General features: G+C 69.6%; 16 protein-coding genes. 5 read left to right on the forward strand and 11 right to left on the reverse strand.

Annotation, left to right across the window (positions count from 1 at the left end; all coding sequences use genetic code 11):
* Positions 1-43 precede the first annotated feature (43 nt).
* Positions 44-928: an Nmad3 family putative nucleotide modification protein gene (locus QWG60_RS10555; protein ID WP_046079705.1), complete on the reverse strand. Its 885-nt coding sequence runs from the start codon at positions 926-928 to the stop codon at positions 44-46.
* A 159-nt stretch (positions 929-1,087) separates the two neighbouring features.
* Here QWG60_RS10555 and QWG60_RS10560 point away from each other — a divergent pair, with 159 nt between their 5' ends.
* Together QWG60_RS10560 and QWG60_RS10565 are read left to right on the forward strand one after the other, a co-directional pair.
* Entirely contained in the window at positions 1,088-1,948 is an 861-nt protein-coding gene (locus QWG60_RS10560) for a cytochrome c oxidase assembly protein (protein ID WP_146908022.1), read from the forward strand.
* A gap of 11 nt (positions 1,949-1,959) precedes the next feature.
* Entirely contained in the window at positions 1,960-2,559 is a 600-nt protein-coding gene (locus QWG60_RS10565) for an SCO family protein (protein ID WP_146908020.1), read from the forward strand.
* A 40-nt stretch (positions 2,560-2,599) separates the two neighbouring features.
* Here QWG60_RS10565 and dinG read toward each other — a convergent pair whose 3' ends face one another.
* Positions 2,600-4,735 carry an ATP-dependent DNA helicase DinG gene (dinG, locus tag QWG60_RS10570; protein WP_146908018.1) on the reverse strand — a complete coding sequence of 712 codons (2,136 nt, stop codon included), beginning with the start codon at positions 4,733-4,735 and terminating at the stop codon, positions 2,600-2,602.
* 124 nt (positions 4,736-4,859) lie between these two features.
* Positions 4,860-6,140: a DEAD/DEAH box helicase gene (locus QWG60_RS10575; RefSeq protein ID WP_046079709.1), complete on the reverse strand. Its 1,281-nt coding sequence runs from the start codon at positions 6,138-6,140 to the stop codon at positions 4,860-4,862.
* Positions 6,141-6,301: 161 nt separating this feature from the next.
* Here QWG60_RS10575 and QWG60_RS10580 point away from each other — a divergent pair, with 161 nt between their 5' ends.
* Positions 6,302-6,538: a hypothetical protein gene (locus tag QWG60_RS10580; RefSeq protein WP_035596714.1), complete on the forward strand. Its 237-nt coding sequence runs from the start codon at positions 6,302-6,304 to the stop codon at positions 6,536-6,538.
* 3 nt (positions 6,539-6,541) lie between these two features.
* Positions 6,542-7,372 carry an exodeoxyribonuclease III gene (gene xthA, locus QWG60_RS10585; protein ID WP_146908016.1) on the forward strand — a complete coding sequence of 277 codons (831 nt, stop codon included), beginning with the start codon at positions 6,542-6,544 and terminating at the stop codon, positions 7,370-7,372.
* A 192-nt stretch (positions 7,373-7,564) separates the two neighbouring features.
* Here the strand turns inward: xthA and QWG60_RS10590 are convergent, their stop codons facing one another.
* From QWG60_RS10590 to QWG60_RS10615, 6 genes are read right to left on the reverse strand one after another with little or no spacing between them, the layout of a single operon-like run.
* Positions 7,565-8,707 carry a hypothetical protein gene (locus tag QWG60_RS10590; protein ID WP_246124639.1) on the reverse strand — a complete coding sequence of 381 codons (1,143 nt, stop codon included), beginning with the start codon at positions 8,705-8,707 and terminating at the stop codon, positions 7,565-7,567.
* 5 nt (positions 8,708-8,712) lie between these two features.
* On the reverse strand, positions 8,713-9,465 hold the full coding sequence (locus tag QWG60_RS10595; RefSeq protein WP_146908012.1) for an energy transducer TonB: 753 nt from the start codon (positions 9,463-9,465) through the stop codon (positions 8,713-8,715).
* The gene (locus QWG60_RS10600) at positions 9,465-9,872 is read right to left on the reverse strand and encodes an ExbD/TolR family protein (protein ID WP_046079713.1); all 408 of its coding nucleotides are present in this window, start codon (positions 9,870-9,872) and stop codon (positions 9,465-9,467) included. Before QWG60_RS10600 ends, QWG60_RS10595 begins: the two co-directional genes overlap by 1 nt.
* Positions 9,865-10,401, reverse strand: a complete 537-nt coding sequence (locus QWG60_RS10605) for a MotA/TolQ/ExbB proton channel family protein (RefSeq protein ID WP_046079714.1) — start codon at positions 10,399-10,401, stop codon at positions 9,865-9,867. The genes QWG60_RS10600 and QWG60_RS10605 overlap by 8 nt, the downstream gene beginning before the upstream one ends.
* Positions 10,382-11,782 (reverse strand): MotA/TolQ/ExbB proton channel family protein, encoded by a 1,401-nt coding sequence (locus tag QWG60_RS10610; protein WP_246124638.1) that lies wholly within the window; start codon positions 11,780-11,782, stop codon positions 10,382-10,384. The genes QWG60_RS10605 and QWG60_RS10610 overlap by 20 nt, the downstream gene beginning before the upstream one ends.
* Positions 11,782-12,570, reverse strand: a complete 789-nt coding sequence (locus QWG60_RS10615) for a DUF3450 domain-containing protein (protein WP_146908010.1) — start codon at positions 12,568-12,570, stop codon at positions 11,782-11,784. The genes QWG60_RS10610 and QWG60_RS10615 overlap by 1 nt, the downstream gene beginning before the upstream one ends.
* Before the next feature lie 159 nt (positions 12,571-12,729).
* Here QWG60_RS10615 and QWG60_RS10620 point away from each other — a divergent pair, with 159 nt between their 5' ends.
* A complete protein-coding gene (locus QWG60_RS10620) occupies positions 12,730-13,137 on the forward strand; it encodes a hypothetical protein (protein ID WP_046079715.1) in 408 nt (135 codons plus the stop codon).
* A 298-nt stretch (positions 13,138-13,435) separates the two neighbouring features.
* Here QWG60_RS10620 and QWG60_RS10625 read toward each other — a convergent pair whose 3' ends face one another.
* Both QWG60_RS10625 and QWG60_RS10630 read right to left on the reverse strand, forming a co-directional pair.
* Complete coding sequence (locus tag QWG60_RS10625; RefSeq protein WP_046079716.1) at positions 13,436-14,362, reverse strand: electron transfer flavoprotein subunit alpha/FixB family protein; 927 nt, start codon at positions 14,360-14,362, stop codon at positions 13,436-13,438.
* Complete coding sequence (locus QWG60_RS10630) at positions 14,359-15,111, reverse strand: electron transfer flavoprotein subunit beta/FixA family protein (protein ID WP_146908008.1); 753 nt, start codon at positions 15,109-15,111, stop codon at positions 14,359-14,361. The genes QWG60_RS10625 and QWG60_RS10630 overlap by 4 nt, the downstream gene beginning before the upstream one ends.
* Between the last annotated feature and the right edge of the window lie 34 nt (positions 15,112-15,145).

Below are 15,145 nucleotides of genomic sequence, written 5' to 3' on the forward strand. Positions count from 1 at the left end.
GACACGACAAGGGCCCGCCATTCGGCGGGCCCTCTGCGTTGTATCACCCTGAACGGGCGCCCTGCTCCAGCGCACCGTGTTCGCGGATCAACTCCCGCGCCCAGGGGATCGCCTCGGGATACTGATCGGCGTCCAGCACGAACTCCTGCCCTCGCGCCACGGCCTGCAGCGCGACCTCGTCGCCGCGCCTTTCCCAGCGCCCGGGGTCGGCATGATAGGTCAGCGGCGCCCGCCCCTCGTCGGGATGCCACCAGCCCGGCAGGCGCCACTGCGATACCGTCTCGGCGTCCGGCGCGGTCAGCCGCTGCCGGGGCGTTTCCCCGGGAAAGATCCCTGCCCCCGGCAGTCCGCCGCCTTCACCGTCCGGCAGCGCCAGTGCGTGACGCGCGATATAGAGCGCATTGCGCGCCTCGCCGAGCCGCTGGCAGTGCGGATGCTCGCGCGCCCACTCGAGCCCCGCCGGCAGGTGGTCGCCCAACGTCAGCGCCTCGCCCACCTGCAGCCAGCCCCATAACAGGTGACGCGGCCACGCCTCGGGCACGAAGCGCCAGCCACCGTCGACGCGCTCGACGGGCCGAAACAGCCCGAAGAACAGGAACAGGTCGCCCGCCCCCACGCCCTGGTTGCGCAGATGGCTCTGGGCCGCGCCCCGCTGTCCGAACAGCGGCATCCAGCCTGCCGGGCGCGGATGCTGATCGGCCCGCAGATCGGGATCCAGATGCGCCCCGTCACCCGGCGAGACACGCCACCGGGTCAGATCCTGCACCAGCGGCCCGAGCGGCTCGCCCTGCTGCGTGATCGCCTCATAGGGCATCACCGACTGCGCATCGGGAATCGGCAGCGCCAGCAGCCGGCCGTCGGGCAGGATCGGATTGGGCACCCCGCCGGCGGAGGTATCGAAGCCCTTGCGGCTCAGGATCAGTTTCATCGGGTCTCCTGTCGGTAGGCGCGATCCACGAGCGCGGGATGGTGACCAACGCTGACACGGGTTTCAAGCGTCGACACGATCGTGGAGCGGCCCGTTTGCCGGCCCGGCATGCCTCGGCTAGCTTGAGGCGAAAGGCGCCGCCCGCCACGAGGAGCCCGGATGCCCGAGTCGACGGAACCTTCGATCCTCGCGACCGCGCTGCACTGGCTCGCGCCCTGGGAATTCGAGCCGCTATGGGGGCTGGCCTGCCTGGCGGCGCTCGGCCTCTACTGGCGCGGCGTGCGTCATCTGCGTGCGCTCGACCCGGACGTCTCGCCACTGGGGTGGCTGCGACCCGCGACCTTCCTGATCGGCCTGACGCTGATCTACGTCGTGAGCCAGACCCGCTACGACTACCTCGCCCAGTACATGTTCTTTCCCCACCGGGCTCAGCATCTGGTGCTGCACCACGCGGCGCCCTTCCTGCTGGTGCTGGCCGCGCCGCCCCGGGCGCTGGCCGCCGGACTGCCGGCCTGGGCGTCCTCGGCGCACCGCCTTGCCCGCCCGCTGCTGGATCGACTGCAGCATCCGCTCATCGCACCGCTGCTGTTCGTCGGTCTGATCTACTTCTGGCTGATCCCGTCGGTGCACTTCGACGCCATGCTCAGCCGTCATCTCTTCCAGCTGATGAACTGGAGCATGCTGCTCGACGGCCTGCTGTTCTGGTGGCTGGTGCTGACGCCTCATGGCCGACTAGGCCCCGGGAAGCGCATCCTGCTGCTGCTGGTGGTGATTCCGCCGCAGATCCTGCTCGGCGCCTATCTGACCTTCAGCCCCACGGTGCTGTTCGACGTCTACGAGGTGTGCGGGCGCGCCTGGCCGCTGGCGCCGCTGGTCGACCAGCAGATCGGCGGGCTGATCACCTGGATTCCGGCCACCATGATGAGCGTGATCGGCACCCTGATCGTGCTGCGACAGCTGCGCCGTGGCGACCAGGCGACAGGCCACACGCCATCGCCGACCCGGCCCCAGGCCCATTGAAAGGAGATGCCATGCCCCCCGCCCCGCCTCGTTGCTGCGCACCACTCCTCCTTCTCGCCCTGCTGGTCATGGCCGGCTGCGGCGAGCCGGAGTGGCGGACCAAGGACATCGCCTCGCTGATGCCGCCGCTCGCCTTCACGCTGGTCGACGAACGCGGCGAGACGGTCACGGCCGACCGCTATCGGGGTGGCGTCGCCCTGCTGTTCTTCGGCTACACGCACTGCCCCGACGTCTGCCCGATCACCCTGGCCCGGCTCGCCGGCCAGGTGCGAGACCTCCCCCACGAGGCCCGGGACGATATGCAGATCCTGTTCGTCTCGGTCGACCCGGCCAGGGACGACCCCGAGCGGCTGGCGGCCTACACCGAGGCCTTCGGGTCGGCCATCGTCGGGCTGACCGGCAGCCGGGCGCAGCTCGACGCCCTTACCAAGCGCTATCGGGTGACCTACGGCTATGGAGAGAAGGACGCCGCCGGCGGCTATGCCGTTTCCCATCCGAGCGGCGTCTTCGCCTTCGACCGGGACGGCGAGGCGCGGCTATTGATCCGCGACGGCGACGCCCCCGAGGCCGTGCGACACGACCTCGAGCGGCTGCTCGCCGAGGAAGGGTGATCTTACAAGAGTGTAAAAGCCGGCGAGCGAAGACACCCCGTTACTGGCCGTCGATTTCGCGCACGAAGGGCGGCAGCGCATCCAGCAGCGCGCGGCCGTAGCGGCGGGTCAGCACGCGGCGGTCGAGCAGCGTGATGCGGCCGCGATCGGCCTCCTTGCGGATCAGTCGACCGCAGGCCTGGACCAGCTTGATGGAGGCGTCGGGCACGCTGATGCGCATGAACGGGTTACCGCCCTGGCGCTCGATCCATTCGGCCAGCGTGGCGCCCACCGGGTCGTCGGGCACCGCGAACGGCAGCCGGGTGATGATCACATGGGTCAGATAGTCGCCGGGCAGATCGATGCCCTCGGCGAAACTCGCCAGGCCGAACAGGATGCTGCCCTCGCCCTTGTCGATCTTCGCCCGGTGACGCTCCACCAGCTCGCGCTTGGGCAGCCTGCCCTGGGCCAGCACCCGCTCCCGCGTGCCTTCCGAGAGCGCGCGTTCCACGGCACGCAGCTGGGCGCGGGAGGAAAACAGCGCCAGCACCGCCTCGTCTTTTCCGAGCGCCTCGACGAAGTCGACGATGGCGCGCTCGTGGCCCTCGCGGTCGGACGGGTCGGCCGCCTCGCGGGGCACGCTGAGCACCGCCCGGGAGTAGTCGAAGGGGCTCGGCAGGCTCTGGTAGCGATAGCGATTGGCCAGTCCGGCTCGCTCCTGCAGCCGCTCGAAACGGCCCAGGGCGGTGAGGGTCGCCGAGGTCACCACGGCGCCGAAGCAGCGCCCCCACAGCGACTTCGCCAGGGTATGGGCGGCGGACACCGGGCTCGCCGAGAAGGTCAGCTCCGGGTCGCCGCCGAAGCGCTCCAGCGTCAGCCAGCGGGCGCGGGGCGGCTCGCCTTCCGGATCGGTCTCGGCGAAGGCCTGCCACAGGGCATGCGCCTCCAGCGCGCGGCCGTGGAGCAGCGCCACCAGCGGCAGCCAGGGCTCGGCCTGCTCCTTGGGCAGTCCGGTGGACTTCTCCGGGTCCAGGCTCTCGCGCAGGATATCGGCCATCGACTCCAGGGTCCGCGACAGCTCGGCGAACATCGTCACCAGGCCGTCGGCCTGTTCGCGCAGCGCGTCGGGGGTTCGGCCCATCTCGAAGCGATGCTGGGCGCTGTCTTCGCCATCGCCCAGGCCTTCGGGACGCCCGGCCAGCTGATGGCCCAGCGAGAAGGCGTCGCCGAGGCGCGGCTCAAGCCCCTCGAACAGCGGCGGCAGGCTCGAGAGCAGGCGCGCCAGCGTGGGCTGCACGGCCAGCGCCTGGTTGAGCTCGGTGAGCGACTTCTTGAGCGTGCTCAGCCAGCGCAGGCCATGGCCCACGGCGAAGCGATGAGTGAAGTGGTTGAGCGCCTTGTCCGGCAGGTGGTGGCCCTCGTCGAAGACGTAGATGCAGTCGCCGGGGTCCGGCAGCACCACACCACCGCCCAGGGCCAGGTCGGCCAGCACCAGGTCGTGGTTGGCGACGATCACCTCGGCGCTGTCCAGCTCGCGCCGTGCGCGAAAGAAGGCACAGGCACCGTAGTGTCCGCAGCGGCGATTGGTGCACTGACGATGATCGACGGTCAGCTTGCGCCAGTGGGCGTCGTCGATGCCCTCCGGCCAGCTGTCGCGATCGCCGGCCCAGCGGCCGTTGCCGTAGGCCTCGCCGAGGGACTGGACGAGCTCTTGGAAATCGTCGCCGCCGCTGTCCAGGGCCTGCTCGAACAGCGACAGGGTGGGATTGTCGTCCTCGCCCCCGTCCATGGCCTGGTCGAGGCGCGCCACGCAGACGTAGCGACCGCGGCCCTTGGCCAGGGAGAAGTTGAAGGAGAGCCCGCTGTGGGCCTTGAGCGCCGGCAGGTCCTGGTGCAGCACCTGCTCCTGCAGGGCCACCGTGGCAGTGGCCACCACCAGCCGCTTGCCATGGGCCTTGGCCACCGGCAGCGCGGCGAGCAGATAGGCCAGGGTCTTGCCGGTGCCGGTGCCGGCCTCGAGCACGCAGACGTGCTCGTTGCTGGTGCGCTGGCCGGCGTCATCGGCCTCGATGCCGCCCAGGGTGCGGGCGATCTCGGCGATCATCAGCCGCTGGCCGTAGCGTGGGGTGAGGTCGAGGCCGTCGAGCACCTTGCGATAGGCGCCCTGGATCTCGCCCTTCAGGGCCTCGTCTAGCATAAAAATCCTAGCTGGAAGCCAGAAGCTGGAAGCTGGAAGTCACCCCAACGCAACTCGGAGAAAGCGCTGGCGCCCGGCACAGCCGGAGTGTTTCTCTTCCAGCTTCAAGCTTAAAGCTAAGAGCTTACAGCAGCCCTTCCGGCGGATGCTCGCAGGGCAGCTTGTCGTTGATGAAGCGCTCGATCTCCGGCAGCGAGAAGGCGTCTTCCTCGCCCACGAAGCTGATCGAGACACCCTTGGCGCCGGCGCGGCCGGTGCGGCCGATACGGTGGACGTAGTCCTCCGGATCTTCGGGCAGGGTGTAGTTGATGACGTGGCTGACGTCCTCGATGTGGATGCCACGGCCGGCCACGTCGGTGGCGACCAGCACCTGGATCTCGCCCTCGCGGAACTTCTCGAGGGTGCTGATGCGCTGGTTCTGGGGCACGTCGCCGGAGATCATGGCGGCATTGATGCCGGCGTCCTTGAGCAGGCCGTCAAGCTTGCGCACCAGGTCACGGCGGTTGCCGAACACCATCACCCGGTCGAAGCTCTCCTGCTGCAGCAGCTTCACCAGCAGCTTCGCCTTGTCCTCGTCGCCGACCAGATAGACGCGCTGATCGATATCGGCGGCGTTGTCGACGGTGACCGCGATGTCCACGTGGGCCGGATCGCGGGTCCACTGGCTGGCCAGATTGAGGATGTCCTCGGTGAAGGTCGCCGAGAACAGGAAGGTCTGGCGCTCCTCGGGCTTGGGCGTATGGCGGATGATGCGTTTCACGTCGGGGATGAAGCCCATGGAGAGCATCCGATCTGCCTCGTCGAGCACCAGCACCTCGACCTGGGTCAGATCGACGTCACGCTTCTGATGGAAGTCCAGCAGCCGGCCCGGGGTGGCCACCAGGATGTCGAGCTGCTGGCCGAGGCCCTCGAGCTGCTTCTGGTAGTCCATCCCGCCGACCACGCTGGCCACGTTGAGCTTGGTGAAGCGGGCCAGGGCCTTGGCGTCCTTCTCGATCTGCAGCGCCAGTTCGCGGGTCGGGGCCACGATCAGAGCCCGCGGCGCGCCCGGCTTCTGGCCGTCCGGGGCCTCTTCCTCGAGGAAGTAGGCGAGGATCGAGATCAGGAAGGCGGCGGTCTTGCCGGTGCCGGTCTGGGCCTTGCCGACCACGTCGCCACCGAGCAGCGTGTGGGTCAGCGCCTCGGCCTGGATCGGCGTGCAGTACTCGAAGCCCTGGGCATGGATGGCACGCATCAGCGGCAGCGGCAGGTCGAAATCGTGGAAGCGCCACTTGCCCGCCACGGCGGGGACCTGGAACTGGCGCAGATCCCAGTTCGACTGGCGGCGACGCGGCTTGCGGCGGCGACGCTTGGGCTTGCGGTTCTCGGTCTGGGCCGGTGCTGTGGTCTGTTCCGACTCGCTCATAGGCTGTGCTGTCTCGTCCATGTTCGTGGATGGAGGTGCATCGATCAGCGATGCGTGACGCAAACGCGCATTGTACCAGTCTCGGGCGCCGAGGGCGCGTCCGCTGTCGAAGGGAAGCGTCCGACTGCTAGAATGGCGCCCATCGAAAGAGGAGCCGTGTCATGACACGCAGGAAGAAGAGCCGTTCCATCGCCGACAAGGTGACCATCCGCACCGGTCGGCGCAAGGACTACAAGCAGTGGCGCCACGAGAACCCCGACGAGGTCACCTCGTCGCGGCGCTACACCGACAAGAAGCGCCAGCAGCGCAAGCTGCAGGCGGAGCGCAAGCTGGCCCGCCAGGAAAGCGGCCAGAAGATCGCCATCCATCCCGACAAGCCCGAGCAGAAGGACGACTGACCGATGCGCCTGGTGTCATTCAACATCAACGGCATTCGCGCCCGGCTGCATCAGCTGGAGGCGCTGGTCGCCGCACATCGTCCGGCGGTGATCGGCCTGCAGGAGACCAAGGTCCAGGACAGCGAGTTCCCGGTCGAGGCCGTCGAGGCGTTGGGCTACAGCGTTTACTTTCACGGCCAGAAGGGCCACTACGGCGTGGCGCTGATGATCTGCAACGAGCAGTGCCCGGACGGCCCGGAAGCGATCCATCGCGGCTTTCCCGATGACGGCGAACAGGCCCAGCGCCGGCTGATCGGCGCGCGACTGCGCATCGACGGCGGCGAGCCGCTGACGGTGTGGAACGGCTACTTTCCCCAGGGCGAAAGCGTCGACCATCCGGTGAAATTCCCGCACAAGCGTGAGTTCTACGCCCAGCTATCGCGCCTGCTCGACGAGCATCACGCCCCGGACGAGCGCCTGGCGATCATGGGCGACTTCAACATCTCGCCCGAGGATATCGACATCGGCATCGGCGAGCCCAACCGCAAGCGCTGGCTGCGCGAGGGCAAGACCAGCTTCCAGCCGGTGGAACGCGAGTGGCTCGAGGGCATCAAGGCCTGGGGCCTCGCCGACAGCTACCGGCTCTGCCATCCGCAGGTGGACGACCGCTTCAGCTGGTTCGACTACCGCTCCAAGGGCTTCGACCGCGACCCGAAGCGCGGCCTGCGCATCGACTACATCCTAGTGACGGAGCCGCTGGCCGGCCGGGTGCGCGACGCCGGCATCGACTACAAGCTGCGCGGCATGGAGAAGCCGTCCGACCACGCCCCCGTGTGGACCGAATTCGAGGCGTAATCATCTCGCGAAGCGCTTGCCCGGCGGCAAGCCCCGGGGTGCCGGACCATCACGAGACGCTGTAAACCCTTCCCTGGGCGCTACTTTTGCCCTTCAGCACTCTCGCATCCTGCTCCGCTTGAAGGACCGGTGCTGGCCATCCATGGCCAGCCCGTTCGGCGAGGATCGCCTCACCCTTGGCAGAAACCCTCGCTACGCCTTGCCCCCGGCATTCACCGCCTCATCCTCGGTCCCGCCTGTTGCCTCACCGCCTTCCTGCTCCGGCAGGCTCGACAGCCAGTCTTCCGCCTCGGACTCACCCAGATCACGCGCCTTCGCCAGCGCCTCGCCGGCGATGTCCCACTCGCCCCAGCCGTAGGCCAGCTCGCCCAGCCGCAGCCAGTCGTCGCCGGCCCCGCTGCGCTCGGCGACATCGCGCCAGGCAGCCAACGCCTCGTCGTGATCGCGCGCGGCCTGCCAGGCACGCGCCAGCAGGCGGCGATGCTCGAGATCGTCCGGCAGCGACTGCTCCTCGAGAGCAACAGTCAGCAGCTCGGCGGCCCGCGCCGGCGTGCCGCCGGCCAGGTGCAGACGGATGCGCTGGTGCAGGTCCTCGGCGCCGGACAGCACGCCGCGGCGCCAGCCGGCCTCCCAGATCGCCGCGGCCCGACCCGGATCGCCCAGGCGCTGGGCCAGGCTGGCCGCTCGACGCCAGGTCTCGGCATTACCGTCGGCACCCTGGAGACGCCGCTCGATCAGCGCCAGCGCGCCGCCCTCGTCGCCGGCACGCTGCAGCACGGTGGCGGCCAGCGTCGCATGCGCCTCGCTCGGCTCGCCGCCGCCACTCAGGGCGCGATTCACCCAGCGCGCCGCGTCGTCCCAGTCGGCCTCGGCGGCCAGCAGCTGGACCATCAGCCAGTGATCCTCGCGGGTGCCGGCGTGACGCTGGAACCAGTCGCCGAGCAGCGCCCTCGCCCGCTCGGGCTGATCGCCCCGCAGGCGCAGTCCCGCCTCCTGGCGCAGCCAGCGATCCGCCTGGGCGCGCTCGACGCCACGGATGCCACGCGCCTCGGCCAGATGACCGGCGGCGGCCAGCGGATCGTCGAGACGCGCCGCGGCGCTGGCGGCGAGCTGCAGGTAGAGGGCGCGGGCCCAGCGGTCCGAGGCATTGCCGCCCGCCAGGCGATCGGCCTGGCTCAGGGCGCGTTCGCGCACGGCGGCATACTCGGACTGCCCCAGGCGCTGCTCGAGGCCCTGAAGGTCGTCGATGCGCGCCCCGGACAGGGTCGGCGCCGCCAGGGCGGGCGAGGACAGCAGCAGCCAGGCGAGCAGGCACAGCGGGCGTGTCGGCGTCATGATCGTCATCTCAGCTGGAACTCCAGGCGCTGGCGGGCCCGACGGCGCTGATCGGCGGACGCGAACTGCCAGCCGGCGATGGCGCGGCGAGCGACGCGGTCGAAGACGCGACGCGGGCTGGCCTCCACCACCTGGATGCTGTCGCGTTCGACGCTGCCGTCGCGGCGAATGATGAACTGCACCACCACGTGGCCCTCGAGACCGCGACGGCGGGCCCGCGAGGGATACTCGGGCGGCACGCGACGCGTGGCCTGGGCGGAGGACCCGACGTCCACCGGCTCGTTGGAGGCCGCCTGACTCGCGGCCGGGGCCGACGACGACGTGCTCGCCGTGGCCTGGCTCGGAGCAGGGTCCGGTGCCGGCGCGGGTTCCGGCTGCGGTTCGGGTTGCGGTTCGGGCCGGGGCTCTGGCTTCGGTTCGGGTGGCGTCTCGGTGAGCTCCGGCAAGGCCTCGTCCACCGGCGTCTCCGGCGCTTCCATGGGCGGCAGCTCCGGCTCCGGCAGGGAAATGGCGCTGTCGACCTGGGGCGCCGGCGCCGGCTGTGGCGGCGGCGTCGGAGCACTGGGCGGCGGCGGTGGCGCCGCGCTGGCCGCCGTGGCCGGCTCGGGCGCCATCTCGGCCGGCGCTTCGGCCAGCGTCATCATGATCTCCTGCTGCGGCTCGGGCTCGGCCTCGGGCGGTGCCACCAGCAAGGCCAGCAGCGCGAACAGCGCCAGGGTCAGGGCCGCCCCGGCCAGCAGCGAAACCGGTAGCCGCATCAGTCACCGCTCCGCTGGGCGGCCACCGCCACGTTGTCGACGTCGGCCTCGCGCAGGCGATCCATGACCTCGATCAGCACGCCGGTGGTGGCATCGCGATCGGCCTGGATCACCACCGAGCCGTCGTCGCTGATCAGGCCGGCCACGCGCGGACCGACCCGGTGCAGGTCCACGGGCTCGCCGTCGACCCACACCGCGCCCTCGGGGGTGATCGCCACCAGCACCTGAACGTCCGGACGCGGCGAGGCCGCGCTGGACTCGGGCCGTTCGATCTCCACCCCGCTCTCCTTGATGAAGCTGGTGGTCACGATGAAGAAGATCAGCATGATGAAGACCACGTCCAGCATCGGGGTCAGGTTGACCTCGCTGCTCTCCTCAGCGGCCGCCGCCAGTCGACGTCTACGCATGTGCGTCCTCCGCGGCGCGTGCCAGGCGGTCGTGCAGCCGCTGATCCTCGCGCCGGATGATGTGTTCGAGACGAGCGATGAACAAGAGCCCCACCACCGAGACCGCCATGCCGCTCAGGGTCGGCAGGGTGGCGCGGGCCACGCCGTCGGCCATGGCACGAGCCTGATTGACCTCGCTCACCGACAGGCTGTCGAAGACGGTGATCATGCCGGTCACCGTGCCGAGCAGGCCGAACAGCGGGCAGATCACCACCAGCAGCTTGAGCCAGGGCAGCGGCGCGCGCAGCCGGGTGATCAGCTCGCGGGCCCAGATCTCGCGCAGGGTCAGCGCACTCCAGCTGGCGTGATCCTCGCGGGCCACCCAGCGCGCCACCAGGGCGTGGCGCGCCGGACGATAGTGGAAGCGGAAGAACCACCAGCGCTCCAGGCCCAGCGAGAACAGCAGCACCGCCACGCCGATGATGACCACCAGCACCGGGCCGCCGGCCTCGACCAGCCAGGCCAGGGGATCAAGCCAGAGCATCGGCATGGCGCGGCGTCACGCTCGGGGAAGCGGCGTCGCGGCCGGCTTCCAGGGTGTCGGCGAGCACGGCACTGGCGCGCCCTTCGAGGGTACCGATCAGCGAACGGCTGCGGCTGGAGAGCGCCGTCTGGGCGAACAGCAGCGGCACCGCGGTGATCAGGCCCAGCACCGTGGTCACCAGCGCCTGACTGATGCCGCCGGCCATCAGCTGCGGGTCGCCGGTGCCGAACACGGTGATCGACTGGAAGGTCACGATCATGCCGGTGACGGTGCCGAGCAGGCCCATCAGTGGCGCCACGGCGGCGAGCATCTTGACCAGCCCCTGGCCGCGCTCGAGCTTCGGCTGCTCGGCGAGCAGCGCCTCGTCGAGGCGGGCCTCCAGCGCCTCGGGCGCGTGGCCCGGGCCGAGGGCATGGAAACGCTTGAGCACGCGTCCCAGCGGATTGTCGTCGCGCAGCCGGTCGAGATCACCGAGCTGACGACGCAGCCGCACCGTCACCCGCGTCAGATAGAGGTACTGCACCAGCGCCACCAGCAGGCCGACGACGCCCAGCGCCACGACCACATAGCCCACGGCACCGCCCTGCTGGAAGCGCTCCCAGAGGCTCGGCGTCTGCGCCATGGCCGCGACGACCTGCCCGTCGGCCGGATCGAAGGCCAGGGTGTCGCCCTCGCCGTTGCGGAAGGCCGCCAAGGTGTCGGCGATCGCCCCGGGCGTCGTCGGCAGCACCGCCAGGCGCCCGTCCTCACCGGAACGCTCGAGCAGCTGACCGTCGTCGGTCGCCGCCAGCAGATCGCCCACGCGTAGCACCGAGCGCTCGGCCACCTCGCCATCGGCGCCAGCCACTGGCGCCTCGAACTCCGCCACCCGAGCGGTCTCGCGCGTCAGCGCCATCAGGCTGTCGGCGAGGCCGGCCACCTGATCGGCGCCGAGGATGCCGTCGGCCTCGAGGCGCGGCGGCAGCTCGGCCTGACCGCCGAGAGTCAGCCAGCTGGCGGCGAGATCGTCACGCAGCTCGCCGCTGACGCCGGCCACCTCATCGAACAGGGCCTGCAGATCACCGCCTTGTTCCTGGCGACGGGCGTTAAGCTCCTCGAGCGCCTCGCGCTGGGACTGCTCCCGGGCGTCGAGGGATTCGCGTCGCTCGCGAGCGGCGACCAGGGCGTCCTGAGCCTCGGTCAGCGCCTCATCCAGCGCCGCTTCGTCATCGACCAGCTCGGCCAGGCGAGCGTTGTCACGGGCCTCGGCGGCCTCGCGTTCGGCACGCAGGGTCGAGAGCGCGGCCTCGTCGTCCGGCGCGACCGCCGGCTGGGCCTGGCCCAGCAAGGGGAAGCCGGCCAGCCACAGGCCCATCAGCGCGGCGCGCATTGCCGTCGGCAGGTGCATCAGGCGTCCTCCCCGGCAGGTGTCTCTGACGCAGACAAGGGTTGAGAAACGGGCAGCTCCAGCAGCGCGGGGGCGCGCCGCTCTCGGGCGATGGCCAGCCCCTTGCGGACCTCGGTCAGAGCCGCGCCGTCCAGCGGCTGCCAGCCGCCCTGCTCGGCCTTCCACACGCCACCTCGATGGCCGTCGGGCGTCAAGTAGTACCAGCCGACCCGGCCCAAGCGCAGGAAATCCACCTCGCGCGGGACATCGCCGGCCAGTTCACCACGCCAGGCATCGATCTCCCGGCCGTAGTCGAGCTCGGCGCGCCAGGCGGCCAGCATCCGCGCCAGCTTCTCGTCGCGGCTCGTCTCGGGATCGGCCAGCAGGCGCTCGAGGTTCTCGACCCGGGCCAGACGCTCGTCCTCCAGGAAAGGCATGTCGCGCTCCACCCAGGCACGCAGACGCTCGACCATGTCACGCATCAGGCCTGGCAGGGCCTCGCGGGTCTCGGACAGGGTGGAAAGCGCTTCTTCACGGTGGGCCAGGGTATCGGCCTGACGCTCGACCAGCGGCGCCAGCTCGGCGTTGTAGTCGTTCAGACGCCGCGTTTCCTCGCGCGCCTGACGCAGTGCCTGGAGCTTGTCGCGCACGGCGTCGTCGGCGTTGTCGATACGCGCCTGGAGTTCGGCCTGGGTACGCTGGGCGTCCAGCGCCTCATCGCGCACCGTCGACTGGGCGGCCGCCGAACCGACCATGAGCAGGGCAACGCCTGCCACGGCGAGGCGGCGCCGGGATTGGTGGTAGGACACGCTTGTCTCCGAAAGGTCCGACATATCCCCTAAACCCTACTTTGAACAAGAATAATTATCAATGCCTGACGCAGCCGCAAACGAGACCCAGCACCGAGAGGTTGACAGCTCGCGGGCGCCCATAAAGAATGAGAATTACTATCAAAGGAGCCGCCACCCATGTCGGCCGACACATCACAGCTGCATTACACCTGCATCTTCCTTTCGGTCTCCTTCCGGGCGCTTCGCGATGACCTGGACAAGCCGTCGCGAGCCCCGTCCCACCCCTGCTGGCTGGACGCCGGCCTGGTCGAGATGCTCACCGGCGAACTGAGACGCTGCCGTGATGCCGCCGTTCGTCATCCGGCGGCCTGGCAGTCCCTCGATGCCGCCCTCGCCCACGCCAGCCTGCTGCTGGCCCAATGCCCCGGCGGCCTGGGTCGCGATCGCTGCGCGCGCCAGCTCGACGCCATCGTGTCGCCGCTGCAGGAGGCTGCCGCCTGGCTGGCCGGCCGTCGCCCCTCCGAAGCACAGGAAAGCCAGTGGCAGGCCATGGCCCGACGGCTGGGCGGCTGGCTTCGCCGCTGAAGTCCCCACCTCGCCACCTCTCCAGCATCGACGACGCACCAACGCAAACGGGCCGACCTCTCCGTGGAGAGGCCGGCCCGTTTTCTAGCTGACGGCAGAGAGCCTTACAGCTTGCTCTCGAGCTCCGGCAGGATCTCGAACAGGTCGCCGACAAGACCGCGGGTCATCGAGAGCGCCACCTGGAAGATCCCGATCTTCGCCTTACAGCTTGCTCTCGAGCTCCGGCAGGATCTCGAACAGATCCCCGACGAGACCACGGGTCATCGAGAGCGCCACCTGGAAGATCCCGATCTTCGCCTTACAGCTTGCTCTCGAGCTCCGGCAGGATCTCGAACAGATCCCCGACGAGACCATAGTCCGCGACCTGGAAGATCGGCGCCTCGTCGTCCTTGTTGATGGCGACGATCACCCGGGAATCCTTCATCCCTGCCAGGTGCTGGATGGCACCGCTGATGCCCACCGCGATGTACAGCTCCGGCGCCACGATCTTGCCGGTCTGGCCGACCTGCATGTCGTTGGGCACGTAGCCGGCGTCGACCGCCGCACGGGAGGCGCCGATGGCCGCGCCCAGCTTGTCGGCGATGCCGTCGAGCAGCTTGAAGTTTTCGCCACTGCCCATGCCGCGGCCGCCGGAGATCACCACCTTGGCGCCGCCGAGCTCGGGGCGGTCGCTCTGCTCGAGCCGCTCGTCGACGAACGAGGACAGGGCGTTGTCGATGCCGCTCTCGACGGCCTCGACGCTCGCGCTTCCGCTCTCACCGACGGCATCGAAGGCGGTGGGACGCACGGTGATCACCTTCAGTGCGTCCTCGCTCTGCACGGTGGCGATGGCGTTGCCGGCATAGATCGGGCGCTTGAAGGTATCGGCGCCGACCACCTCGATGATCTCGGAGATCTGGCTGACGTCCTTGAGCGCGGCGAGTCGCGGCAGCACGTTCTTGCCATTGGTGGTGGCGGCGGCCAGCACGTGGCCATAGTCGTCGGACAGCGCGACCAGCAGGTCACCGACCGGCTCGGCCAGCTGGTGGGCATAGACCGCGGCGTCGGCGACGCGCACCCGGCTCACGCCGTCGAGCTTGGCGGCGGCCTCGGCGACGGCACCGACGTTCTCGCCGGCAACCAGCACGTCAACGTCGCCACCGATTTTCCTTGCGGCGGCGACCACGTGCGCGGTGATCTCGGCCAGCTGGCCGTCGTGATGTTCGGCAAGGACCAGGATACTCATGAAATCACCTTCGCTTCATTCTTCAGCTTGTCGACCAGCTCGTCCACGGAGCCCACCTTGACGCCGCCCTGACGCTCGGCCGGCGGCTCGACGGAAACCAGCTTGAGGCCGGAGGCCACCGCGACGCCGAGCTCCTCGGGCGTCTTGGTGTCCAGCGGCTTCTTCTTGGCCTTCATGATGTCGGGCAGCTTGGCGTAACGCGGCTCGTTGAGGCGCAGGTCGGTGGTGACGATGGCCGGCAGCTGCAGGGCCACGGTCTGCAGGCCGCCGTCGATCTCGCGGGTGACCTTCAGGGTCTCGCCCTCGACGGCGACCTCGGAGGCGAAGGTGCCCTGGGGACGACCGGTCAGCGCGGCGAGCATCTGCCCCACCTGGTTGTTGTCGCTGTCGATGGCCTGCTTGCCGAGGATGGTCAGCTGCGGCTGCTCCTCCTCGACGACCCTGGCCAGCAGCTTGGCCGCGGCCAGCGACTCGACGGGCGCCTCGGTCTGCACGTGCACGGCGCGATCGGCGCCCAGCGCCAGCGCGGTGCGGAGCTGTTCCTGGGCGGCCTTGGGGCCCACGGTGACGGCGACCACTTCGGTGGCCACACCGGCCTCCTTGAGCCGCACCGCCTCTTCCACGGCAATCTCGCAGAAGGGATTCATGGCCATCTTGACGTTGGTGAGATCGACGTCGCTGTTGTCCGGCTTGACCCGAATCTTGACGTTGTAGTCGATGACGCGTTTGACCGCGACGAGTACCTTCATAATGTCCTCGCTGGGTTCTGTCTCGGAACCTGGG

It is taken from the genome of Halomonas halophila (assembly GCF_030406665.1).
GTDB lineage: Bacteria > Pseudomonadota > Gammaproteobacteria > Pseudomonadales > Halomonadaceae > Halomonas > Halomonas halophila.

What these genes read in the sequence shown, in the direction of transcription:
- QWG60_RS10620 (WP_046079715.1), top strand. Translation starts at nt 12,730, where the DNA reads ATGTCGGCCGACACATCACAGCTGCATTACACCTGCATCTTCCTTTCG.
- QWG60_RS10580 (WP_035596714.1), top strand. Translation starts at nt 6,302, where the DNA reads ATGACACGCAGGAAGAAGAGCCGTTCCATCGCCGACAAGGTGACCATC.
- QWG60_RS10605 (WP_046079714.1), bottom strand. Translation starts at nt 10,401, where the DNA reads ATGCCGATGCTCTGGCTTGATCCCCTGGCCTGGCTGGTCGAGGCCGGC.
- QWG60_RS10565 (WP_146908020.1), top strand. Translation starts at nt 1,960, where the DNA reads ATGCCCCCCGCCCCGCCTCGTTGCTGCGCACCACTCCTCCTTCTCGCC.
- QWG60_RS10610 (WP_246124638.1), bottom strand. Translation starts at nt 11,782, where the DNA reads ATGCACCTGCCGACGGCAATGCGCGCCGCGCTGATGGGCCTGTGGCTG.
- QWG60_RS10560 (WP_146908022.1), top strand. Translation starts at nt 1,088, where the DNA reads ATGCCCGAGTCGACGGAACCTTCGATCCTCGCGACCGCGCTGCACTGG.
- QWG60_RS10575 (WP_046079709.1), bottom strand. Translation starts at nt 6,140, where the DNA reads ATGAGCGAGTCGGAACAGACCACAGCACCGGCCCAGACCGAGAACCGC.
- dinG (WP_146908018.1), bottom strand. Translation starts at nt 4,735, where the DNA reads ATGCTAGACGAGGCCCTGAAGGGCGAGATCCAGGGCGCCTATCGCAAG.
- QWG60_RS10555 (WP_046079705.1), bottom strand. Translation starts at nt 928, where the DNA reads ATGAAACTGATCCTGAGCCGCAAGGGCTTCGATACCTCCGCCGGCGGG.
- QWG60_RS10600 (WP_046079713.1), bottom strand. Translation starts at nt 9,872, where the DNA reads ATGCGTAGACGTCGACTGGCGGCGGCCGCTGAGGAGAGCAGCGAGGTC.
- QWG60_RS10590 (WP_246124639.1), bottom strand. Translation starts at nt 8,707, where the DNA reads ATGACGCCGACACGCCCGCTGTGCCTGCTCGCCTGGCTGCTGCTGTCC.
- QWG60_RS10625 (WP_046079716.1), bottom strand. Translation starts at nt 14,362, where the DNA reads ATGAGTATCCTGGTCCTTGCCGAACATCACGACGGCCAGCTGGCCGAG.
- QWG60_RS10595 (WP_146908012.1), bottom strand. Translation starts at nt 9,465, where the DNA reads ATGCGGCTACCGGTTTCGCTGCTGGCCGGGGCGGCCCTGACCCTGGCG.
- xthA (WP_146908016.1), top strand. Translation starts at nt 6,542, where the DNA reads ATGCGCCTGGTGTCATTCAACATCAACGGCATTCGCGCCCGGCTGCAT.
- QWG60_RS10630 (WP_146908008.1), bottom strand. Translation starts at nt 15,111, where the DNA reads ATGAAGGTACTCGTCGCGGTCAAACGCGTCATCGACTACAACGTCAAG.